The sequence below is a fragment of the Pseudomonas californiensis genome, assembly GCF_021147775.1.
In the GTDB taxonomy this organism is placed as follows: Bacteria; Pseudomonadota; Gammaproteobacteria; order Pseudomonadales; family Pseudomonadaceae; genus Aquipseudomonas; species Aquipseudomonas californiensis.
The window spans coordinates 36,073-54,038 of sequence record NZ_JAGTPK010000037.1 but is presented as its reverse complement, the minus strand read 5'-3'; the positions used below and the strand labels follow the sequence as shown (position 1 = coordinate 54,038).

Here is a 17,966-nt window from a genome sequence, read left to right as displayed (position 1 = left end):
TACCGCCCAAGGCCGGGAAGGCCAAGGACGGTGAAGATTTCTAAAACCCGGTACCCAGTGGACCGTAAGGCTGCTCCGCTTAAGTGAACAGCATTACGCACAAGGCGGGGCTTCTTTGACGCTCAATACACTTACATGAAGTTGTAGGTGTAGTTGAAGATGACGCGAGCCTGGTCGGCGTTAGTCGAGTTGTTCAGGCCGTCGTCAGCACGGTAGGTGCCGTAACGTACGGTAGTGCCGAAGCCTTTCAACAGGCCGCTCTGAACGACGTAGTCAACACGCATGTCGCGTTCCCACTCTGAGTACTCTTTGCCGAAGGCAGTAGTACCACGAGCGCCTTTGATGTCATCGGCGTGCAGGTAAGCGATAGCAGCTTTCAGGCCTGGAACGCCCAGCTTGGCGAAGTCATACGAGTACTGACCGAAGGTGGTGTTTTCACCGGCACGGTTGAAGCCGTTGATCATCGAGTCAGTGAACGAGTAGAAGCTTGCGCCGCCGTTGCCTTCTGGACGACCGCGACCGTCAACAACGTTGCCCTGGTTCAGGAACACCATGCCGCCGTCGTCGCCAACCTGCTGGTGACCCAGCAAGAACGCGTGGCCGCCGAGGGTGTAGGTGAACATGGCAGACCAGGTCTGGTTATCAACTTCACCGATGGTTTTTGCATAGCCGCTGTTGTTGTTGAAGCCATAGCCAGCGGTGTTGCTGCTGTTCTTGCCGTCAGAGCTGCTGTTGAAGTAGCGCAGGTCAGTCTTGAAAGATTGGTTGTCGGCGATCTGGTAAACGTGAACCAGGCCCAGGAAGTGTTGCTTGTAGAAGTCTTCCAGGTTGGCGAAGTAGTACTGCAGGGTCAGGTCTTTGGTGACTTTCCAGTCAGCGCCTGCGAAACGGAACGCGTCGCTGCCCTGAGTGGCGCCGGCAACGGACAGGTCAGCCCAGTTGCTCGATGCACGGCCGCTCGACTTGGTCAGTTGGCCGCCGGTGAAGGTCACGTTGTCCAGGTCTTTGGAGGTGACGATGCCACCCTCGAAAGCCTGTGGCAGCAAACGACCGTCGTTGCTGACCAGGATTGGCAGGTTAGGTGCCAGAGCGTTACCGACTTTCAATTCGGTTTTGGAGAAGCGAGCTTTCAGGTTGCCACCGGCACGGGACCAGTCGCTGACCGAGGAGCCGTCTGTGTCAGTCGGCACAACGGTGTTGGCCGTTGCAGCGCTGTGGTGATCAATGCCACCGCCCAGATGAACACCCACAACAGCCTGGGCATCAAGACCAAAGCCTACAGTGCCCTGAGTGAAGCCAGAGATGTAGTCGAACTTCAGGCCAGTAGCGGTTTCACGCTGATCTGACGCACGAACGCCTTCACGCAGATCGTTGTTGAAATACAGGGTACGAGAACTGACGGACGCCTTGCTGTCTTCAAGGAAACCAGCTGCACCGGCCTGCTGGGCCAATACACCGACGGTAACGGCCAAGGCCAGGGTGGACTTCTTCATTGCTACGCTCCTCGTGAATCTAATTTTTTATGTCCATGGTGCCGAGCGAAAGCTCTGACCCACGGATTTGCGATAGGCGACAGTCCCGACCTTGAGGTCAATGGTTTCTGTACGCCCCGACTTCTTGACTAGACCGCGTATGTCGGTGGCAGCACGGTAGTGAAAAATCTTCAGGTCCAAAAGAAACTATTTCCGCGCTCTTAAGAACTATTGGATATATGTCACAACCCGTGTCTGCACCGACGTCACGGAGTGTATCGACCTGTATCGCTAATTCCCAAAAAATATTTCACGACCATTCGTCAGATCATTTGGTTTTTGGTAACCAAGCGGCCAAATCGGGACCCGTCAGTCAGCAGCCTCAAAAGCCAAGCCCGCCGGCAAAGCCCTTAAAACCCTTATAAAACGGGTACTTCCAAGAGAATAGAAAACCAATGTTACAGTTGTCATCATTACGCCACCCGCCGTTTAAAAAACGACGAAATAGACTGAAAAAAACCATTTTCCAAGTCAGACGGCGGCGATTTTCGGTCCGCAACGGTCTGCCACGCCACCAATGAACAAAGCGTGTATTTCAGTGTCCTCGGTCGAGCTTTCAGCCTGTCAGCTTTAAAAAATCAGAACGCCAGCCCGTGGTGAAAACGGGCACTCATCCATTCGGCATGCCTGTATCCCTCATAAGCTAATACCTAAACGTTATTTATAATGTGATTCTTAGATCATCTAGTCTCCGTATTCGGCCTGCCCCCTGCCCGCCCGATTCGGAGCATCACCATGAAACTGCACTTTTCCTTACGCCTGCTGACTGCGCTTTCGCTGACCAGCGCAACGTTTCTGGCCAACGCCGCTGACTTTACCGTTGCGTACCAGACCACGGTCGACCCGGCAAAGGTGGCTCAGGCGGACAACGCCTACGAAAAGGCCACTGAGTCTAAGATTGCCTGGCGCAAATTCGATAACGGTGCAGATGTCATTACGGCCATTGCTTCCGGCGACGTGCAGATCGGTTATCTGGGCTCGAGCCCGTTCACTGCTGCCGCAACCCGCAAGCTGCCGGTGGAAACCTTTCTGATTGCCACCCAGATTGGCGCCGCTGAAGCACTGGTCGCCCGCAATGGCTCGGGTATCAACTCTCCGCAGGACCTGATCGGCAAGAAAGTCGCCGTTCCGTTTGTTTCCACCGGCCACTACAGCCTGCTCGCGGCCCTCAAGCACTGGAACATCGATCCGTCGAAAGTGACCATCCTCAACCTAGCGCCACCAGCCATTGCCGCTGCCTGGAAGCGTGGCGACATCGACGCAACCTATGTCTGGGACCCAGCGTTGGGCGTGGCCAAGGAAACCGGCAAAGTGCTCATTACCTCTGGCGAGCTGGCCAAAGTGGGCGCCCCGACATTCGACGCCTGGATCGTGCGCAAAGACTTCGCCGCCAAGCATCCAGAAGTAGTGCGCGCGTTCGCCAAAGTGACGCTCGACGCCTATGCCAGCTACCGCCAGGACCCGAACGCCTGGATCGCCAACCCCGCTAACATCGACAAGCTGACCAAGCTATCGGGCGCCAAGGCGTCAGACATTCCTGGTTTGCTGCAAGGCAACGTTTACCCGCTGGCCAGCGATCAGACGGCACTGCTGGGTACACCGACCATAGAAGCCGTGACCAAGACCGCAGCCTTTTTGAAGGAGCAGGGCAAGGTGGATGCTGTGCTGCCTGACTACTCGCCTTACGTCAGCGCCCAATTCATCACTCGCTGACTGACCGGACCACCAGGAGACACCGTCATGGCCCTACTGCAACTGGAGCGCATCTGCGCACAGTACCCCGGCGCATCCCAGCCGGTGCTCGCAGACATCAACCTCAGTCTCGGCCCGGAGCAATTGCTGGTTGCACTCGGGCCGTCAGGCAGCGGCAAAACCTCGCTGTTGAATCTGATTGCCGGCTTCGTCACGCCGAGCAGTGGTCGCATCACGCTGGACGGCGTAGCGGTAAACGGCCCTGGCGCAGAGCGTGGCGTGGTGTTTCAGGATGACGCCCTGTTGCCATGGCAGGATGTGCTGGCCAATGTCGCATTTGGTCTGGAGCTGGCCGGTGTGGCTCGCGCTGAACGTGAGGCACGGGCGCGGGAGATGCTCGCGCTGGTGGACCTGGTCGGCTTCGAGCATCGCCGCATCTGGCAACTGTCCGGCGGTCAGCGCCAGCGTGTCGGCCTGGCACGAGCACTGGCAGCGGACCCCAGTGTTCTGCTGATGGATGAGCCATTCGGCGCACTGGATGCCTTTACCCGCGAGCACATGCAGGAGTTGCTGCTGCAAGTCTGGCGACGTACCGCCAAACCAGTCTTTCTGATTACGCACGATATAGAAGAAGCGGTTTTTCTGGCCACTGACCTGATCCTGCTGACCCCAAACCCGGGCCGCGTCGCTGCGCACCTGAAACTGGACTTTGGTCAGCGCTACAGCGCAGGCGAGTCTGCGCGTGCGATCAAGTCCGATCCGCGCTTCATCGAGACCCGTGAACACGTGCTGTCCAGTGTCTTTTCCCAACGTACAAGGGAGCAGCGAGCATGAGCGGCTACGAACTGACAAGCACGGCCAAGCCTGACAAGGCCACACCACAGGTCAGTGCTCCACGCGTTTACCTGAGCACTCAAGCCATCAGTGTGGTGACGCTTGCCTTACTGCTGACGACCTGGTGGGCGGTCACTGCAGCCGGCTGGATTGAACCGTTGTTTCTGCCTCCGCCATCAGACGTACTGGAAAAAGGCTGGTTGCTGGCAACCAGGGGCTACATGGACTCAACGCTCTGGCAGCATCTGGGCGCCAGCCTCCAACGCATTGGCATCGCCCTGGGCGCAGCGATATTGACTGCGATTCCAGTCGGCATTGCCATCGGGCACAACCGTATCGCACGCGGCATTTTTGATCCCCTGATCGAATTCTATCGGCCAATCCCGCCGCTGGCCTATCTGCCGCTGATCGTGATCTGGTTCGGCATCGGCGAGTTCTCCAAGGTGCTGCTGATCTACCTGGCGATCTTCGCGCCCATCGCCATTGCCACGGCCACCGGTGTTCGTACTGTGGACCCGACAAAACTGCGCGCAGCGCAATCGCTGGGCGCCACCCGGTGGCAATTGATCCGTCATGTGATCCTGCCCAGCGCCCTGCCGGACATTCTGATCGGTATACGCATTGGTCTGGGTGTGGGCTGGTCGACACTGGTCGCGGCCGAACTCATTGCCGCCACCAGCGGCCTGGGGTTCATGGTGCAGTCCGCCGCGCAGTTTCTGGTGACCGATGTGGTGGTGCTGGGGATCCTGGTGATTGCCGTGATCGCCTTCGCAATGGAGTTGAGCCTGCGCGCGCTGCAACGTCGTCTGGTGCCCTGGCATGGCCAAAGCCATTGACTGCCGCACCCTCAGCACACTGACCACGCCGACAGCTCGGCGCCTTATAGATAGAGAGCAACCATGAGCCTGCACATCACCCCGTTGAGTTTCGCCTTGGGCGCGCAGATCAGCGGTGTCGACCTCAGCCAACCTTTGACCGATGAACAACGCGATCACATCGAGCAGGCCCTGCTTGAACATCATGTGCTGTTCTTCCGTGACCAACCGCTAACGCCTCAACAGCAGGCACGATTCGCGGCGAGCTTCGGCGATCTGCACATCCATCCGATTTACCCGAACGTCCCCGAACAGCCCGAAGTGCTGATTCTGGATACCGCCCAGACCGATGTGCGCGACAACGCCATCTGGCACACCGACGTGACCTTCCTGCCAACGCCTGCGATGGGCGCGGTGCTCACTGCGCAACATCTGCCAGCGTATGGCGGCGACACATTGTGGGCCAGCGGGGTTGCAGCTTATGAGGCGCTCTCGAAACCGCTGCAATTATTACTCGACGGCCTGAGCGCAACGCATGACTTCACCCGGTCTTTCCCGCTGGACCGCTTCGGCACTACCCCGCAAGACCTTGCGCGCTGGGAAGAGGCCCGGCGCAAAAACCCGCCGCTGTCACACCCGGTCATTCGCACACACCCGGTCAGCGGCCGCAAGTCGCTGTTCGTCAACGAAGGCTTCACCACAAGGATCAACGAGCTGGAGGCAGCAGAGAGCGAAGCGATTCTCAAGCTGCTGTTCAGCCACGCCACGCGCCCTGAGTTTACGATTCGCTGGCGCTGGCAGGAAAACGACGTGGCGTTCTGGGATAACCGCTCAACCCAGCACTACGCAGTGGACGACTACCGGCCGCAACGCAGAGTGATGCACCGCGCGACGATCCTGGGTGACGTGCCCGTCTAGGAATACAACCTGGAGCGCTCTCATGCGGCCTGAATCAAAACGTGCATCAGCTTGGTGTGATGCAGCGTTTCGGTGCGCACATTGGGTGCAAAAACCGGCAAGGGGATAACGGGCCAAACATGGTTCCGGATGCTGCAATCTGCCCTGCGTGCATTCAAGCCCCTCTAATCAAGGGTTTCAGGCCCGGAAAACAGTCTTTATCAGTTGGTTTCTCAAAACTGGCACGAGCTCTGCATTAGGTTAACTATCACCAGTTTTGGGGACCTTGGTACAGGCAGGCCGGGGATTCCCCTCTTTTATTCCTCCCGGAGACTGACCTCCAGTCTCCAGCGCCCGTCCACCTTCTCTGTGCGCCAGTCGCCGTGAAGTGGACGGGCCGCCAGGAGCGTCAGCACCAACCCCTTCTCACCTCGCTCCACCTTCCAGCGCGCAACTTTGTTGTCCAGCTTCAATTGACCATTCCACGGCTGTCCATACGCCTGCACGTTGAGCACTACAGCGCCGTCCACGTTCGCGCTCTGGTAACGGGGCTCTTCGTTGAACCACAGTGCCAGCCCGGCGGGCAGCTCTTCAATCTGCTCCAGCTCAAGCGGGTCAGGTTGCTGCAAGCGACCGATAATCGTACCCACCGTAAAGCCGACAATAGCCATCGAACCCAGAACTCGCGGCCATAGCTTCGGTCTTGGGTCCTCTTCAAGGGTAGAATGCTCGTCGTCCTTTCGTTCGGAGCCGTGCATGTTTCACGTCATCCTTTTTCAACCAGAAATTCCGCCGAATACCGGCAACGTCATCAGGCTGTGCGCCAACAGTGGCTGCACCCTGCATTTGATCGAGCCGCTGGGTTTCGAGCTGGACGACAAGCGCCTGCGTCGTGCGGGTCTCGACTACCACGAGTATGCCACGCTGCAGACCCATCCTGACCTGCCCAGTTGCCTGGAAAAGATCGGCAATCCCAGGTTGTTTGCATTCACAACCAAAGGTTCGCGGCCTTTTCATGACGCAAGCTTCGAGCCGGGCGATGCGTTTCTGTTCGGCCCTGAAAGCCGTGGGCTGCCTGCTGAAGTTCTGGATTCATTGACCAGCGAACACCGACTGCGCCTGCCAATGCGCGAAGGCTGCCGCAGTCTGAACCTGTCAAACACCGTGGCCGTGGCGGTGTATGAGGCCTGGCGTCAACACGGGTTTGCCTAGATAGCAATCAGCCGGACGGCGCACTTCAGGCAGCCTTCGCGAGCGAACGGAACGCCGCCCGGCTCGCTTCAATGGCGAGCTCTCTGTCAGAAACACCCTGCCAAACCCTTACTCCCGGCCAGTAAACCCTGCTTCTACAGTCAGTTGTCCAGGACTGAAGCAAGGCTCAAAGGACGACAGGAAAAGCAGCGTCGCATTGTTTACGCACCGGCAGGGCGTCAAGGGCGCAGGTACACGAACTGGCCCATTCCTTGGCATGGGTAGTGATGCCGGATCATTTGCACTGGTCAATGGAGCTGAGAAACGGAACCCGCCAGAACGCAAAAAACGCCCCGAAGGGCGTTTTTATTGGCAACAGCGCTTACTGGACGGTCGGCGTTTCGCCGGCTTCCTGCATGCGTTGCAGCTCTTGCGCGTACAGTGCGTCGAAGTTCACCGGGGCCAGCATCAGCGCCGGGAACGAGCCGCGGACAACCAGGTTGTCGATGGCTTCACGAGCGTACGGGAACAGGATGTTAGGGCAGAACGCACCCAGTGTGTGGCTCATCGCGCCGTCGTCCAGCCCCTTGATCAGGAAGATACCGGCCTGCTGCACTTCAACGATGAAGGCCACTTCGTCGCCGTTGTTGACGGTTACGGACAGGGTCAGCACGACCTCGTAGAAATCGCCTTCCAGCGGCTTCTGACGGGTGTTGAGGTCGAGGCTGACAGTCGGCGTCCACTCCTGACGAAAAATCGCCGGGCTTTTCGGTGCTTCGAAAGACAGGTCGCGAACATAGATACGCTGCAGGGAGAATTGCGGAGCGTTGTCTTCTTCGTTGGCCACGGCGCCGTTGTTCGGTTGATCGGTCATTTCGGATCCTTCTCAAATGGGGCTGTTAAGTAGGGGGAATCAGGCCAGCAGCGCATCGAGCTTGCCAGCGCGCTCCAGAGCAAACAGGTCATCGCAGCCGCCCACGTGGGTGGAACCGATCCAGATCTGTGGCACTGAAGTGCGCCCGGCTTTCTTGGTCATCTCGGCACGAACCTGTGGTTTGCCGTCGACCCTGATTTCCTCGAAGGCCACGCTCTTGCTTTGCAGCAACTGCTTGGCGCGTATGCAATACGGGCAGTAGTCACTGGAATAAACGATGACTTGAGCCATTTTTCATTTCACCAGGGGAAGATTGTCACCACGCCAGCTGGAAATACCGCCGGACAGTTTGGCCGCCTTGAAGCCGGTCTTGAGCAGCTCGCGAGCAGTGCTGCCCGCATGCTGCCCCATTGCGTCGACTATGATCAACGTCTTGTCCTTGTATTTCTGCAGTTCGGCGGTGCGGGTCAGCACCTTGTCCTGCGGAAAGTTCAGGGAGCCAACGATGTGGCCAGCGGCAAAATCCTTCTTGGAGCGCACGTCGATGACCACGCCCTGGTCGTTGTTGACCAGTGCGGTCAGCTCGCGGGTGCTCAGGCTGGCGCCGCCTTTGCTCAGTTCGTAAGCGATCAGCAGTCCCAACAGAATGACGAAGGCACCGGTGATCAAATAGTGGTTAGTAGCGAATTCAAGCAGATGAGCAACCATCGGTAGGTTCCAGGGCGTTAAAATGTCGGCCAGTATACACAGCACCCAAGGTCGGCCAAAGTCCGTACGGCAGTGACGCCGTTTGAACTTGTCCTTAAAATGCCGATCCCTTGTACTTTCACCAACCAGCCTCGAGTGGGTTCTATGACTGCCACGCCAAAACCTCTGGTCCTAATCATCCTGGATGGCTTCGGACACAGCGAAAGCCACGAAGGCAATGCGATCCTGGCCGCGAAGATGCCAGTCATGGATCGCCTCTACAAAACCATGCCCAACGGCCTGATTTCCGGGTCGGGCATGGATGTCGGACTGCCGGACGGGCAGATGGGCAACTCCGAAGTCGGCCACATGAACCTGGGCGCCGGACGCGTGGTGTATCAGGATTTCACTCGAGTGACCAAAGCGATTCGCGACGGTGAGTTCTTCGAGAACCCGACCATCTGCGCCGCAGTGGACAAGGCCGTCGGCGCTGGCAAGGCCGTGCACATCATGGGCCTGCTGTCCGATGGCGGCGTTCACAGCCATCAGGACCACCTGGTAGCCATGGCCGAGCTGGCCGTGAAACGCGGTGCTGAAAAAATCTACTTGCACGCCTTTCTCGACGGTCGCGACACACCGCCTCGCAGCGCGAAGAAATCCCTTGAGCTGATGGACGACGCCTTTGCCCGCCTCGGCAAGGGCCGTACCGCGACAATCATCGGCCGCTACTTTGCCATGGACCGCGACAACCGCTGGGACCGCGTTTCCACGGCCTATAACCTGATCGTCGACAGCACCGCAGAATTCCACGCTGACAACAGCGTTGCCGGCCTTGAAGCTGCCTATGCCCGCGACGAAAACGATGAGTTCGTCAAAGCCACCCGTATTGGCGACCCCGCAAAAGTCGAAGATGGCGATGCCGTGGTGTTCATGAACTTCCGTGCCGACCGTGCTCGCGAACTGACTCGTGTATTCGTTGAAGACGATTTCAAGGATTTCGAGCGCGCCCGTCAGCCGAAGGTCAATTACGTGATGCTGACCCAATACGCAGCGAGCATTCCTGCGCCATCGGCTTTTGCAGCCGGCAGCCTGAAGAATGTGCTGGGCCAATACCTGGCCGATAACGGCAAGACTCAGTTGCGCATCGCCGAGACCGAAAAGTACGCCCACGTGACGTTCTTTTTCTCCGGCGGCCGCGAAGAGCCGTTCCCAGGCGAAGAGCGCATCCTGATCCCGTCGCCAAAAGTCGCCACTTACGATCTTCAGCCAGAAATGAGCGCACCGGAAGTTACCGACAAAATCGTCGACGCCATCGAGAACCAGCGTTACGACGTGATCATCGTCAACTACGCCAACGGTGACATGGTCGGCCACAGCGGGATAATGGAAGCAGCGATCAAGGCCGTTGAATGCCTGGACGTGTGTGTCGGCCGTATTACCGACGCCCTGGAAAAAGTCGGCGGCGAAGCGCTGATTACAGCCGACCATGGCAACGTCGAGCAGATGACCGACGATTCGACCGGTCAGGCGCACACTGCGCACACCTCCGAGCCGGTGCCTTTCATCTACGTTGGCAAGCGCCAATTGAAGGTCCGCGAAGGCGGCGTTCTGGCTGACGTTGCGCCGACCCTGCTGCAACTGCTGGAAATGGAAAAACCGCAAGAGATGACCGGTCATTCGATCCTCGTCGCGGAGTAAAGGGTGAAAACCGGCGATCCGCCACCAGGCATTGCCGGTTTTTTCATGTTCGAGCCCCAAAGCAGTGGCTTCGGGGCGTTTTTTTTGCAACGCGTGGCGGGCATACTAGGCCTGACATTTTTTCTCACAATTCCTCGGTATCGCCCACCCACATGCTTCGCGCCCTGATCGCCCTTGCTCTGATTTGCCTGCTCAATCCGGCGTTTGCCGAAGATGATCGTGTGCAAACCCAAAAACAGATAGATGCTGCGCGTCAGGATGTGGCAGAGCTGCAAAAAGTCCTGGGCAAACTTCAGGAAGAACGCGCCGGCGTCCAAAAGGACCTGCGCACCACTGAAACTGACATGGGCAAGTTGGAAAAGCAGGTCGAGGTCCTGCAAAAGGAACTAAAAAAGACGGAAGCCGAGCTGCAAAAGCTCGACAGTGAAAAAAAGAAGCTCAACCAGGCCCGTGTAGAACAGCAACGTCTGATTGCGATCCAGGCGCGCGCCGCGTACCAGAGTGGCCGCCAGGAATACCTCAAGCTGTTGCTCAACCAGCAACACCCCGAGAAGTTCGCTCGTACCCTCACCTATTACGACTACCTGAGCCAGGCGCGCCTGGAGCAGTTACGCAACTTCAATGAAACCCTGCGCCAGTTGGCCAATGTCGAAAAAGACATCGACCTGCAACAGGCACAACTGCTGGTGCAAAAGAGCAATCTGGACAGCCAGAGCGAAGAGCTGGCCAAGGTACGTCAGGAGCGTCAGCAGGCATTGGCCAAGCTGAATCAGGACTACAAGGCTCGCGATCAGAAGCTGCAGGCCCGCCAGCAGGATCAGGCTGACCTCGCCAAAGTGCTCAAAACCATTGAAGAAACCCTCGCCCGTCAGGCACGCGAAGCCGAAGAGGCGCGCCAGAAAGCCCTGGTCGCAGCACGCGAGGCTGAGGAAAAACGTCAGCGCGAGGCCGAAGCCGTCGCCCGCAACAGCCACGATAACGATGATGAACCCGCACCACGACGCCCGGTCAAAAGCCCCGGCGCGCTGGTTTCCAGTGCTGGTGTCTCGTATGGCGGTCCTTTTGCTGACGCAAAGGGAAAACTTCCATGGCCTATCAATGGTCGATTGCTTGCACGCTTTGGTGAAGCGCGCGGTGATGACGAGCGGACCAAATGGGACGGTGTCATGATCAGCGCGGCAGCCGGAAGCCAGGTACATGCCGTGCACGGTGGACGAGTGGTTTTCGCTGACTGGTTGCGTGGCGCTGGGCTTCTGGTCATTCTCGACCATGGCAATGGCTATTTGAGCCTGTATGGGCACAACCAGAGCCTGCTCAAATCGGCAGGTGACATCGTGAAAGCCGGTGAAGCGATTTCCACGGTAGGCAACAGTGGCGGTCAGGATACATCAGCGTTGTACTTTGCAATTCGTCAGCAGGGTCGCCCCAGCGATCCAGCCCAATGGTGCCGCACTCAAGGATAAGTCGGCGCCAATACCCGTAGGAGTTCGTTAGACATGCTGCATTTGTCCCGCCTCACCTCGCTGGCCATGGCTATCGCCATCGTTATCGGCGCGCCTCTGGCGCACGCTGCCGAAAAAACCACGCCAGCCCCGGCAGCAGCAGCCGCGCCCGCCAACGTCAATGCGAAGCCGCCATTGCCGCTTGAAGAACTGCGCACGTTTGCCGAAGTCATGGATCGGGTAAAGGCGGCTTACGTAGAGCCGGTGGACGATAAAACGCTGCTGGAAAATGCCATCAAGGGCATGCTCAGCAACCTCGACCCGCACTCGGCCTATCTCGGTCCGGAAGACTTCCAGGAACTGCAGGAAAGCACCAGCGGTGAGTTCGGCGGGCTGGGGATCGAGGTTGGCGTCGAGGACGGCTTCGTCAAGGTGGTATCGCCTATCGACGACACTCCGGCGTCCAAGGCAGGTATCGAGGCTGGCGACCTGATCGTCAAGATCAACGGTACGCCGACTCAGGGTCAGACCATGCAGGAAGCGGTCGACAAGATGCGCGGCAAGATCGGCGAGAAGATCACCCTGACGCTGGTACGCGACGGTGGTACCCCGTTCGACGTGACGCTGGCACGCGCCACGATCCAGGTCAAAAGCGTGAAGTCGCAGATGCTGGAAAACGGCTACGGTTATATCCGCATCACCCAGTTCCAGGTCAAGACGGGCGATGAAGTCGGCAAGGCACTGGCCAAGCTGCGCAAAGACAACGGCAAGAAGATGAGCGGCCTGATCCTGGACCTGCGCAACAACCCGGGCGGCGTTCTGCAATCAGCTGTGCAAGTGGCGGATCACTTCCTGACCAAAGGTTTGATCGTCTACACCAAAGGCCGCATCGCCAACTCTGAACTGCGCTTCTCGGCCGACCCGGCGGATGCCAGTGAAGGCGTACCTCTGGTGGTGCTGATCAACGGCGGCAGCGCCTCGGCGTCAGAAATTGTCGCCGGTGCACTGCAAGACCAGAAGCGCGGCATCCTGATGGGCACCGACACCTTCGGCAAAGGCTCGGTGCAAACCGTTCTGCCGCTGAACAACGACCGCGCCTTGAAGATCACCACGGCGCTGTACTACACGCCTAACGGCCGCTCCATTCAGGCACAGGGGATCAACCCGGACATCGTGGTGCGTCGCGCCAAGGTCACCAACGAAACGGACGGCGAGAACTACAAGGAAGCCGACCTGCTAGGCCACCTGGGCAATGGCAACGGCGGTGCAGACAAGCCGACCCTCAAAGGCGGCGCAGCGGCCAAGGCCCGTCCGCAGGATAATGACTTCCAGCTCAGCCAGGCGCTCAGCCTGCTCAAAGGGTTGAGCATCACTCGCGGCAACTGACGGATGCGTTTTCTTGCCCCGTTATTGCTGGCCTTCACGATCGCTGGCGTTGCTCAGGCAGCGCCAGCGAGCAGTGATGGCGGTAACGGCAAACCTGCTGTCGCCTACCTCAGCCTGATCATTGATGACCTGGGTCAGAACCCGGCGCGGGACAGCCGCACGCTGGCGCTTCCCGGCCCGGTGACACTGGCGATCATGCCTGACACGCCAAATGCGACCGAATTTGCCCGTGAGGCACACCGCGCGCGTAAAACCGTGATGCTGCATATGCCAATGGACCCGGCAACAGGCCCCTACGCCTGGCACCCGGAACTGCCTTTGCCGGAACTTGAAAGCCGTCTGAATGCAGCACTGTTGAAAGTGCCGTACGCAGCTGGCATCAACAACCACATGGGCAGCCGCATGACGGCTGAGCCCGTCGCCATGGGCTGGCTGATGGCAGAGCTGCAGCGTCGACATCTGTTTTTCGTCGACAGCCGCACCAGCGCCAAAACCGTCGCCGCCGCTCAGGCCCAGCGCATCGGCCTGGCCAGCGTTTCCAGGGATGTATTTCTGGATGACGAGCGCACCGCTGAAGCCATCACCCGCCAGTTACAGACCGCCATCAAGCTGGCGCACAAGCAAGGCTCGGCCGTGGTCATCGGCCACCCCTACCCCGTTACGCTCGACGTACTGGAACGCGAACTGCCGAAACTGAAAGCACAGGGCATCGAGTGGATTGAATTGCGGCACATGATCAGCCTGCGCGGCAATCAGGCAATGGCGGGACACGGGAAAGACGGCACTTACCGGTAAGCCTTACAGATACCGGTCGCGAATTTTCTCCAGCAAGCCCTCGCTGCGCATGGTGTCCAGTGCTGACTGCAAGCGATCGACAACACTTTGCGGCGTGTCCTTGTTCAGTGCCAGGTACAACTGGGCGGTATTGAAGCGCAATACAGTTTTAAGCCCGGTAATGCCTTCCTGCTTGGCCAGGTAACGCCCGACCGGATCAGCAGTCGCCCACAGATCGATCTGACCGGTGACCAGCTTTCTGGCGTTGTCCTGATCGCGCAGCGTGACCACAGGCTCAAAGCCCTTCAAGGTCAGGTGCTCTGCCAGCGCATCGCCCTTGTAGGCGCCCACCTGATAAACCTTGGCCTGTTCAAGACTGGTCAAGGCAATCTGACTGTTGGCCGGGGCCAGCAACACCCACTCGACCGGACCGATAGGGCCTACCCACTTGAACAGTGGCTCGCGCTCAGCGGTGCGCACCGTGGAGAACACGCCATAGCCGTGTTTTTCCGACGCAAGCTTGTAGACGCGCTCCCAGGGGAAACGCAGGGTCATGCTGTAGCCAATACCCGCACGCTTGAACATTTCGCGCACTACATCGACAGAGATACCGTCGATATTGTTTTCCTGAGCGAAGTTCTTGCCATCTACCGCCATGTTGTATGGCGGATAATTTTCGGTCAGCAACACCATTGAATAGGCGGGAGCGTCACCGCCGTGGGCAACTTCGCTCAATAGAACGCCCGTCCCGACAAGTGCTAGAGAAAAACGTTTGAACATGTTCCGGCACTCGATCCTTGACGACGCATGCAGAGTGCCGCGAACCTGCAGCAGTGTCTAGCTCGCTGTTCTGCGATGTCGCTTTAAGACAACCCTTACCGACAAAGCCGCCGCCTTGTGGCTAAAGCGCTGATCCGTATAACTATGTAAATCACACCGCAGGCGGAACAGGTATTTGATGGCGCACTAACCCTGCCCTATCAAGGAACGATAATGAGCATCACAAACACGTTTTTTCTCGCCCTGGCCTCAGCATGCGTGGCAACAGCGGCATCGGCGCAAGTCGACGATTATGGCAACGGCATGCTCCCCTTCACGCCTTCTGTATTGCTGGAAAACAAAGACGGGCATTTCAATCACTGGAGCGGTATCGGACGCCTCGAAAGCCTCGGCAACCGAATGTGCACCGCAGTACTTATCGACAGCCATACGACATCTTCTGCCGCCGAAAGCCCGGCCTACGTGCTGACCAGCGGCCATTGCGCCTACACCCGGCCAAGCCAAATGGGCGCGGACATGGAAATTGAAGGGCATGTCGAGTTCAACTACTTCAAGGACACACCAGTTCAGCGCAAGGTGTACCGCCTGAAAAGAATCAACTGGAGCAGCCTGCGCGGCATCGATCTCGCCCTGCTGGAGCTGGACGCACCCCTGTCGCGCTTGCGCGAAGACGGTATCACGCCCATGAAGCTTGCCGAGGGTAGCCCCCAAACAGGCGGTGACGTGCTTTCAGTCAGCGCGCCGCTGGCCTCCAACGGCAATACATTGCGTCTGTCCGCGTGCACGCTGGACTCGATCGCAAACATCATCGAACACCCCTACGCCTGGAATGCCAACCTCAGCAACCGATGCGAAGACGTGCTGCCAGGCAGTTCTGGCAGCCCGCTTATCGATCGTCGTGACAACACCGTAATCGGCATCATGGGCACCACCACGCGGGGCGCGACGCAGCAAAGCCGCTGTTTTGCCGACTCGCCCTGCGAGATCAATAACGGCGAAGCGCTCTGGCGCCCCGATACCAACTACGCGAGCCCGGTAGACGCGCTGCAAACCTGTTTTGCCGAGGGAGTCTTCACGCCTTCACGAGCTGCCTGCACCTTGCAGTCCACTGCCCAGGTGACGCTGCCCAACCCGTATTACCGCAAGAAGCTGATCCGGCTTGAACGCGACGAGCAAGGCGCTGTAATTGCACCGCGCTGGGACATGCAGTTCACCATCAACACGTCGCAGCTCAAGTTCAAGACCACCCGCAACCCTGATGAATGCCGCAAGGCGGACGGCTATCGCAGCTCGCGAGACTCACGCACTGCGCACATCAACTCGGTGATTGGCACCGAGCCAGGCGTGTACTCGTTGTGTATCGTCGGCCACAACGGCAACGAGGGCGATGCGCCGGGCGTAAGAGAAAACGCTTTTATCCATAGCGTAGAACTGATCGAGGGAGGTGAAACACCAGCGCCAAATGTGACGGTTCAGCGCCTGGATAACGGCAAGCACCATGTCGCCTTCAGCCAAAGCGTACCGACGCACAGTAACCATGCCTATAAATTCGGCGCACCGGATTCGACCGACTGCGCGGCCCCGAACGGCTACAAAACGGTTTACTACAATTTCACCATCAGCCAGCGCCTGCTGTCGATCAAGCTGTGCACCCTTGCACGAGACGAATCAGGTCAGGCGTCGGCGCCTCGGACCGATCTGCTGATCGAAGCAGATAAAGCCAGCTGAAACGAAAACGAGCGCCCCGGCAGGCTGCCGGGGCGCTCGTTTTAATCAGCTGCAGACTCAGCGCACGACGATACCGCGGCTGGCCATGTAGGCTTTTGCTTCAGGCACCGTGTATTCACCGAAGTGGAAAATACTCGCCGCCAGCACCGCGCTGGCGTGGCCTTCGATCACACCGGCAGCCAAGTGCTCAAGGTTACCGACACCGCCCGAGGCGATCACAGGGATGCCCAGTGCGTCGCTGATGGCGCGGGTAACGCCCAGGTCGAAGCCGTTCTTCATGCCGTCCTGATCCATGCTGGTCAGCAGAATCTCGCCAGCACCCAGGCCTTCCATCTTCATGGCCCACTCCACTGCGTCCAGGCCAGTCGGCTTGCGGCCACCGTGGGTGAAGATCTCCCAGCGCGGGGTTTCGCCCGGGCCGGACACCTTCTTGGCATCGATAGCCACCACGATGCACTGCGAGCCGAAACGCGCAGCGGCTTCGCCCACGAACTCGGGTGTAAACACCGCAGCCGTGTTGATCGAAACCTTGTCTGCACCGGCGTTGAGCAGGTTACGAATGTCCTGAACGGTACGCACGCCCCCGCCCACGGTCAGCGGAATGAACACCTGGCTGGCCATACGTTCTACGGTATGCAGCGTGGTATCCCGGCCATCGACACTGGCGGTTATGTCCAGAAAGGTGATCTCGTCGGCGCCCTGCTCATCGTACCGACGAGCGATCTCGACCGGATCGCCAGCATCCCGGATGTTCTCGAATTTGACGCCCTTGACCACACGACCGTTGTCGACGTCCAGGCAAGGGATGATGCGTTTGGCTAGGGCCACTGAATCAATCTCCGGTTAATGGGAACCGCGTGCTCCGTCAACGGACGCTCAGCGCTGTTCCAGATCGCACAGCGCCTGTGCTTCGGCCACGTCCAGCGTACCCTCATAGATCGCACGGCCGGTGATTGCGCCGATGATCCCCGGTGCCTTGGCATCCAGCAAGGCCTTGATGTCGCCCAGGTTGTGAATGCCACCCGACGCGATGACCGGAATCCGCGTGGCCGCTGCCAGCGCAGCCGTGAACGGAATGTTGCAGCCCTGCATCATGCCGTCTTTGGCGATGTCGGTGTACACGATGGCCGACACGCCATCGGCTTCGAAGCGCTTGGCCAGGTCGATGACCTGAACGGTGCTGACTTCAGCCCAGCCGTCGGTGGCCACGAAACCATCCTTGGCGTCCAGACCGACAATCACCTTGCCCGGGAAAGCGCGGCACGCCTCTGCGACAAACTCGGGCTCTTTGACTGCCTTGGTACCGATGATGACGTAGCTCACGCCGGCCTTGATGTAATGCTCGATGGTTTCCAGCGAGCGGATGCCACCACCGATCTGGATCGGCAGGTTCGGGTAGCGTTTGGCAATGGCCGTGACCACGTCACCGTTGACCGGCTGACCTTCGAACGCACCGTTCAGGTCGACCAGGTGCAGACGGCGGCAACCGCCCTCAACCCACTTGGCAGCCATTGCCACCGGGTCATCGGAAAAGACGGTGGAGTCTTCCATGCGGCCTTGGCGCAGACGTACGCAGGCGCCGTCCTTAAGGTCGATAGCGGGGATAATCAGCATGCTTTTTCCTTCGTCAAAGAGC

18 protein-coding genes are annotated in these 17,966 nt (G+C 58.8%); 10 read left to right on the top strand and 8 right to left on the bottom strand.

The annotated features are described in order from the left end of the window. Window positions 1-131 precede the first annotated feature (131 nt). The gene (locus tag KDX37_RS24610) at window positions 132-1,493 is read right to left on the bottom strand and encodes an OprD family outer membrane porin (protein WP_231655665.1); all 1,362 of its coding nucleotides are present in this window, start codon (window positions 1,491-1,493) and stop codon (window positions 132-134) included. 774 nt (window positions 1,494-2,267) lie between these two features. Here KDX37_RS24610 and tauA point away from each other — a divergent pair. The 4 genes from tauA (at window position 2,268) to tauD (ending at window position 5,791) form a co-directional block, all read left to right on the top strand. After that, window positions 2,268-3,245 carry a taurine ABC transporter substrate-binding protein gene (gene tauA, locus KDX37_RS24605; protein ID WP_231655664.1) on the top strand — a complete coding sequence of 326 codons (978 nt, stop codon included), beginning with the start codon at window positions 2,268-2,270 and terminating at the stop codon, window positions 3,243-3,245. A 27-nt stretch (window positions 3,246-3,272) separates the two neighbouring features. Next, window positions 3,273-4,058, top strand: a complete 786-nt coding sequence (tauB, locus tag KDX37_RS24600) for a taurine ABC transporter ATP-binding subunit (RefSeq protein ID WP_231655662.1) — start codon at window positions 3,273-3,275, stop codon at window positions 4,056-4,058. Next, window positions 4,055-4,894 carry a taurine ABC transporter permease TauC gene (gene tauC / locus KDX37_RS24595; protein WP_231655660.1) on the top strand — a complete coding sequence of 280 codons (840 nt, stop codon included), beginning with the start codon at window positions 4,055-4,057 and terminating at the stop codon, window positions 4,892-4,894. The genes tauB and tauC overlap by 4 nt, the downstream gene beginning before the upstream one ends. Before the next feature lie 63 nt (window positions 4,895-4,957). Continuing rightward, a complete protein-coding gene (gene tauD, locus KDX37_RS24590; protein WP_231655659.1) occupies window positions 4,958-5,791 on the top strand; it encodes a taurine dioxygenase in 834 nt (277 codons plus the stop codon). Window positions 5,792-6,087: 296 nt separating this feature from the next. Here tauD and KDX37_RS24585 read toward each other — a convergent pair whose 3' ends face one another. After that, window positions 6,088-6,528 (bottom strand): hypothetical protein, encoded by a 441-nt coding sequence (locus KDX37_RS24585; protein ID WP_231655658.1) that lies wholly within the window; start codon window positions 6,526-6,528, stop codon window positions 6,088-6,090. Here KDX37_RS24585 and KDX37_RS24580 point away from each other — a divergent pair. After that, on the top strand, window positions 6,527-6,982 hold the full coding sequence (locus KDX37_RS24580; RefSeq protein WP_231655656.1) for a tRNA (cytidine(34)-2'-O)-methyltransferase: 456 nt from the start codon (window positions 6,527-6,529) through the stop codon (window positions 6,980-6,982). The genes KDX37_RS24585 and KDX37_RS24580 overlap by 2 nt on opposite strands. Before the next feature lie 361 nt (window positions 6,983-7,343). Here the strand turns inward: KDX37_RS24580 and secB are convergent, their stop codons facing one another. Genes secB through KDX37_RS24565 form a run of 3 tightly spaced genes read right to left on the bottom strand, consistent with a single transcriptional unit; the run spans window position 7,344 to window position 8,543 of the window. Beyond that, window positions 7,344-7,835: a protein-export chaperone SecB gene (secB, locus tag KDX37_RS24575; RefSeq protein WP_231655655.1), complete on the bottom strand. Its 492-nt coding sequence runs from the start codon at window positions 7,833-7,835 to the stop codon at window positions 7,344-7,346. Window positions 7,836-7,874: 39 nt separating this feature from the next. Beyond that, a complete protein-coding gene (gene grxC, locus KDX37_RS24570) occupies window positions 7,875-8,126 on the bottom strand; it encodes a glutaredoxin 3 (protein WP_231655654.1) in 252 nt (83 codons plus the stop codon). Window positions 8,127-8,129: 3 nt separating this feature from the next. Beyond that, complete coding sequence (locus KDX37_RS24565) at window positions 8,130-8,543, bottom strand: rhodanese-like domain-containing protein (RefSeq protein ID WP_231655652.1); 414 nt, start codon at window positions 8,541-8,543, stop codon at window positions 8,130-8,132. 144 nt (window positions 8,544-8,687) lie between these two features. On the opposite strand from KDX37_RS24565, the gene gpmI reads away from it, so the two are divergent. The 4 genes from gpmI to KDX37_RS24545 all read left to right on the top strand — a co-directional run bounded on the left by gpmI (window position 8,688) and on the right by KDX37_RS24545 (window position 13,843). Continuing rightward, entirely contained in the window at window positions 8,688-10,220 is a 1,533-nt protein-coding gene (gene gpmI, locus KDX37_RS24560; RefSeq protein WP_231655649.1) for a 2,3-bisphosphoglycerate-independent phosphoglycerate mutase, read from the top strand. 152 nt (window positions 10,221-10,372) lie between these two features. After that, entirely contained in the window at window positions 10,373-11,683 is a 1,311-nt protein-coding gene (locus KDX37_RS24555; protein WP_231655647.1) for a murein hydrolase activator EnvC family protein, read from the top strand. A 33-nt stretch (window positions 11,684-11,716) separates the two neighbouring features. After that, window positions 11,717-13,048, top strand: a complete 1,332-nt coding sequence (locus KDX37_RS24550; protein WP_231655646.1) for a S41 family peptidase — start codon at window positions 11,717-11,719, stop codon at window positions 13,046-13,048. A gap of 3 nt (window positions 13,049-13,051) precedes the next feature. Next, a complete protein-coding gene (locus KDX37_RS24545; RefSeq protein WP_231655644.1) occupies window positions 13,052-13,843 on the top strand; it encodes a divergent polysaccharide deacetylase family protein in 792 nt (263 codons plus the stop codon). A gap of 3 nt (window positions 13,844-13,846) precedes the next feature. Here the strand turns inward: KDX37_RS24545 and KDX37_RS24540 are convergent, their stop codons facing one another. Continuing rightward, window positions 13,847-14,602, bottom strand: coding sequence for a substrate-binding periplasmic protein (locus KDX37_RS24540; protein WP_231655643.1), 756 nt, complete (start codon window positions 14,600-14,602; stop codon window positions 13,847-13,849). A gap of 213 nt (window positions 14,603-14,815) precedes the next feature. On the opposite strand from KDX37_RS24540, the gene KDX37_RS24535 reads away from it, so the two are divergent. Beyond that, entirely contained in the window at window positions 14,816-16,330 is a 1,515-nt protein-coding gene (locus KDX37_RS24535) for a trypsin-like serine peptidase (protein ID WP_231655641.1), read from the top strand. 57 nt (window positions 16,331-16,387) lie between these two features. On the opposite strand, the gene hisF is transcribed toward KDX37_RS24535, so the two are convergent. Beyond that, window positions 16,388-17,158, bottom strand: a complete 771-nt coding sequence (gene hisF, locus KDX37_RS24530; RefSeq protein WP_231655640.1) for an imidazole glycerol phosphate synthase subunit HisF — start codon at window positions 17,156-17,158, stop codon at window positions 16,388-16,390. Window positions 17,159-17,206: 48 nt separating this feature from the next. Next, window positions 17,207-17,944 carry a 1-(5-phosphoribosyl)-5-[(5-phosphoribosylamino)methylideneamino]imidazole-4-carboxamide isomerase gene (hisA, locus tag KDX37_RS24525; protein ID WP_231655638.1) on the bottom strand — a complete coding sequence of 246 codons (738 nt, stop codon included), beginning with the start codon at window positions 17,942-17,944 and terminating at the stop codon, window positions 17,207-17,209. Window positions 17,945-17,966: the final 22 nt, after the last annotated feature.

Coding starts and splice junctions, on each gene's coding strand:
- KDX37_RS24610 (WP_231655665.1), bottom strand. CDS start 1,493: ATGAAGAAGTCCACCCTGGCCTTGGCCGTTACCGTCGGTGTATTGGCC.
- tauA (WP_231655664.1), top strand. CDS start 2,268: ATGAAACTGCACTTTTCCTTACGCCTGCTGACTGCGCTTTCGCTGACC.
- tauB (WP_231655662.1), top strand. CDS start 3,273: ATGGCCCTACTGCAACTGGAGCGCATCTGCGCACAGTACCCCGGCGCA.
- tauC (WP_231655660.1), top strand. CDS start 4,055: ATGAGCGGCTACGAACTGACAAGCACGGCCAAGCCTGACAAGGCCACA.
- tauD (WP_231655659.1), top strand. CDS start 4,958: ATGAGCCTGCACATCACCCCGTTGAGTTTCGCCTTGGGCGCGCAGATC.
- KDX37_RS24580 (WP_231655656.1), top strand. CDS start 6,527: ATGTTTCACGTCATCCTTTTTCAACCAGAAATTCCGCCGAATACCGGC.
- KDX37_RS24585 (WP_231655658.1), bottom strand. CDS start 6,528: ATGCACGGCTCCGAACGAAAGGACGACGAGCATTCTACCCTTGAAGAG.
- secB (WP_231655655.1), bottom strand. CDS start 7,835: ATGACCGATCAACCGAACAACGGCGCCGTGGCCAACGAAGAAGACAAC.
- grxC (WP_231655654.1), bottom strand. CDS start 8,126: ATGGCTCAAGTCATCGTTTATTCCAGTGACTACTGCCCGTATTGCATA.
- KDX37_RS24565 (WP_231655652.1), bottom strand. CDS start 8,543: ATGGTTGCTCATCTGCTTGAATTCGCTACTAACCACTATTTGATCACC.
- gpmI (WP_231655649.1), top strand. CDS start 8,688: ATGACTGCCACGCCAAAACCTCTGGTCCTAATCATCCTGGATGGCTTC.
- KDX37_RS24555 (WP_231655647.1), top strand. CDS start 10,373: ATGCTTCGCGCCCTGATCGCCCTTGCTCTGATTTGCCTGCTCAATCCG.
- KDX37_RS24550 (WP_231655646.1), top strand. CDS start 11,717: ATGCTGCATTTGTCCCGCCTCACCTCGCTGGCCATGGCTATCGCCATC.
- KDX37_RS24545 (WP_231655644.1), top strand. CDS start 13,052: ATGCGTTTTCTTGCCCCGTTATTGCTGGCCTTCACGATCGCTGGCGTT.
- KDX37_RS24540 (WP_231655643.1), bottom strand. CDS start 14,602: ATGTTCAAACGTTTTTCTCTAGCACTTGTCGGGACGGGCGTTCTATTG.
- KDX37_RS24535 (WP_231655641.1), top strand. CDS start 14,816: ATGAGCATCACAAACACGTTTTTTCTCGCCCTGGCCTCAGCATGCGTG.
- hisA (WP_231655638.1), bottom strand. CDS start 17,944: ATGCTGATTATCCCCGCTATCGACCTTAAGGACGGCGCCTGCGTACGT.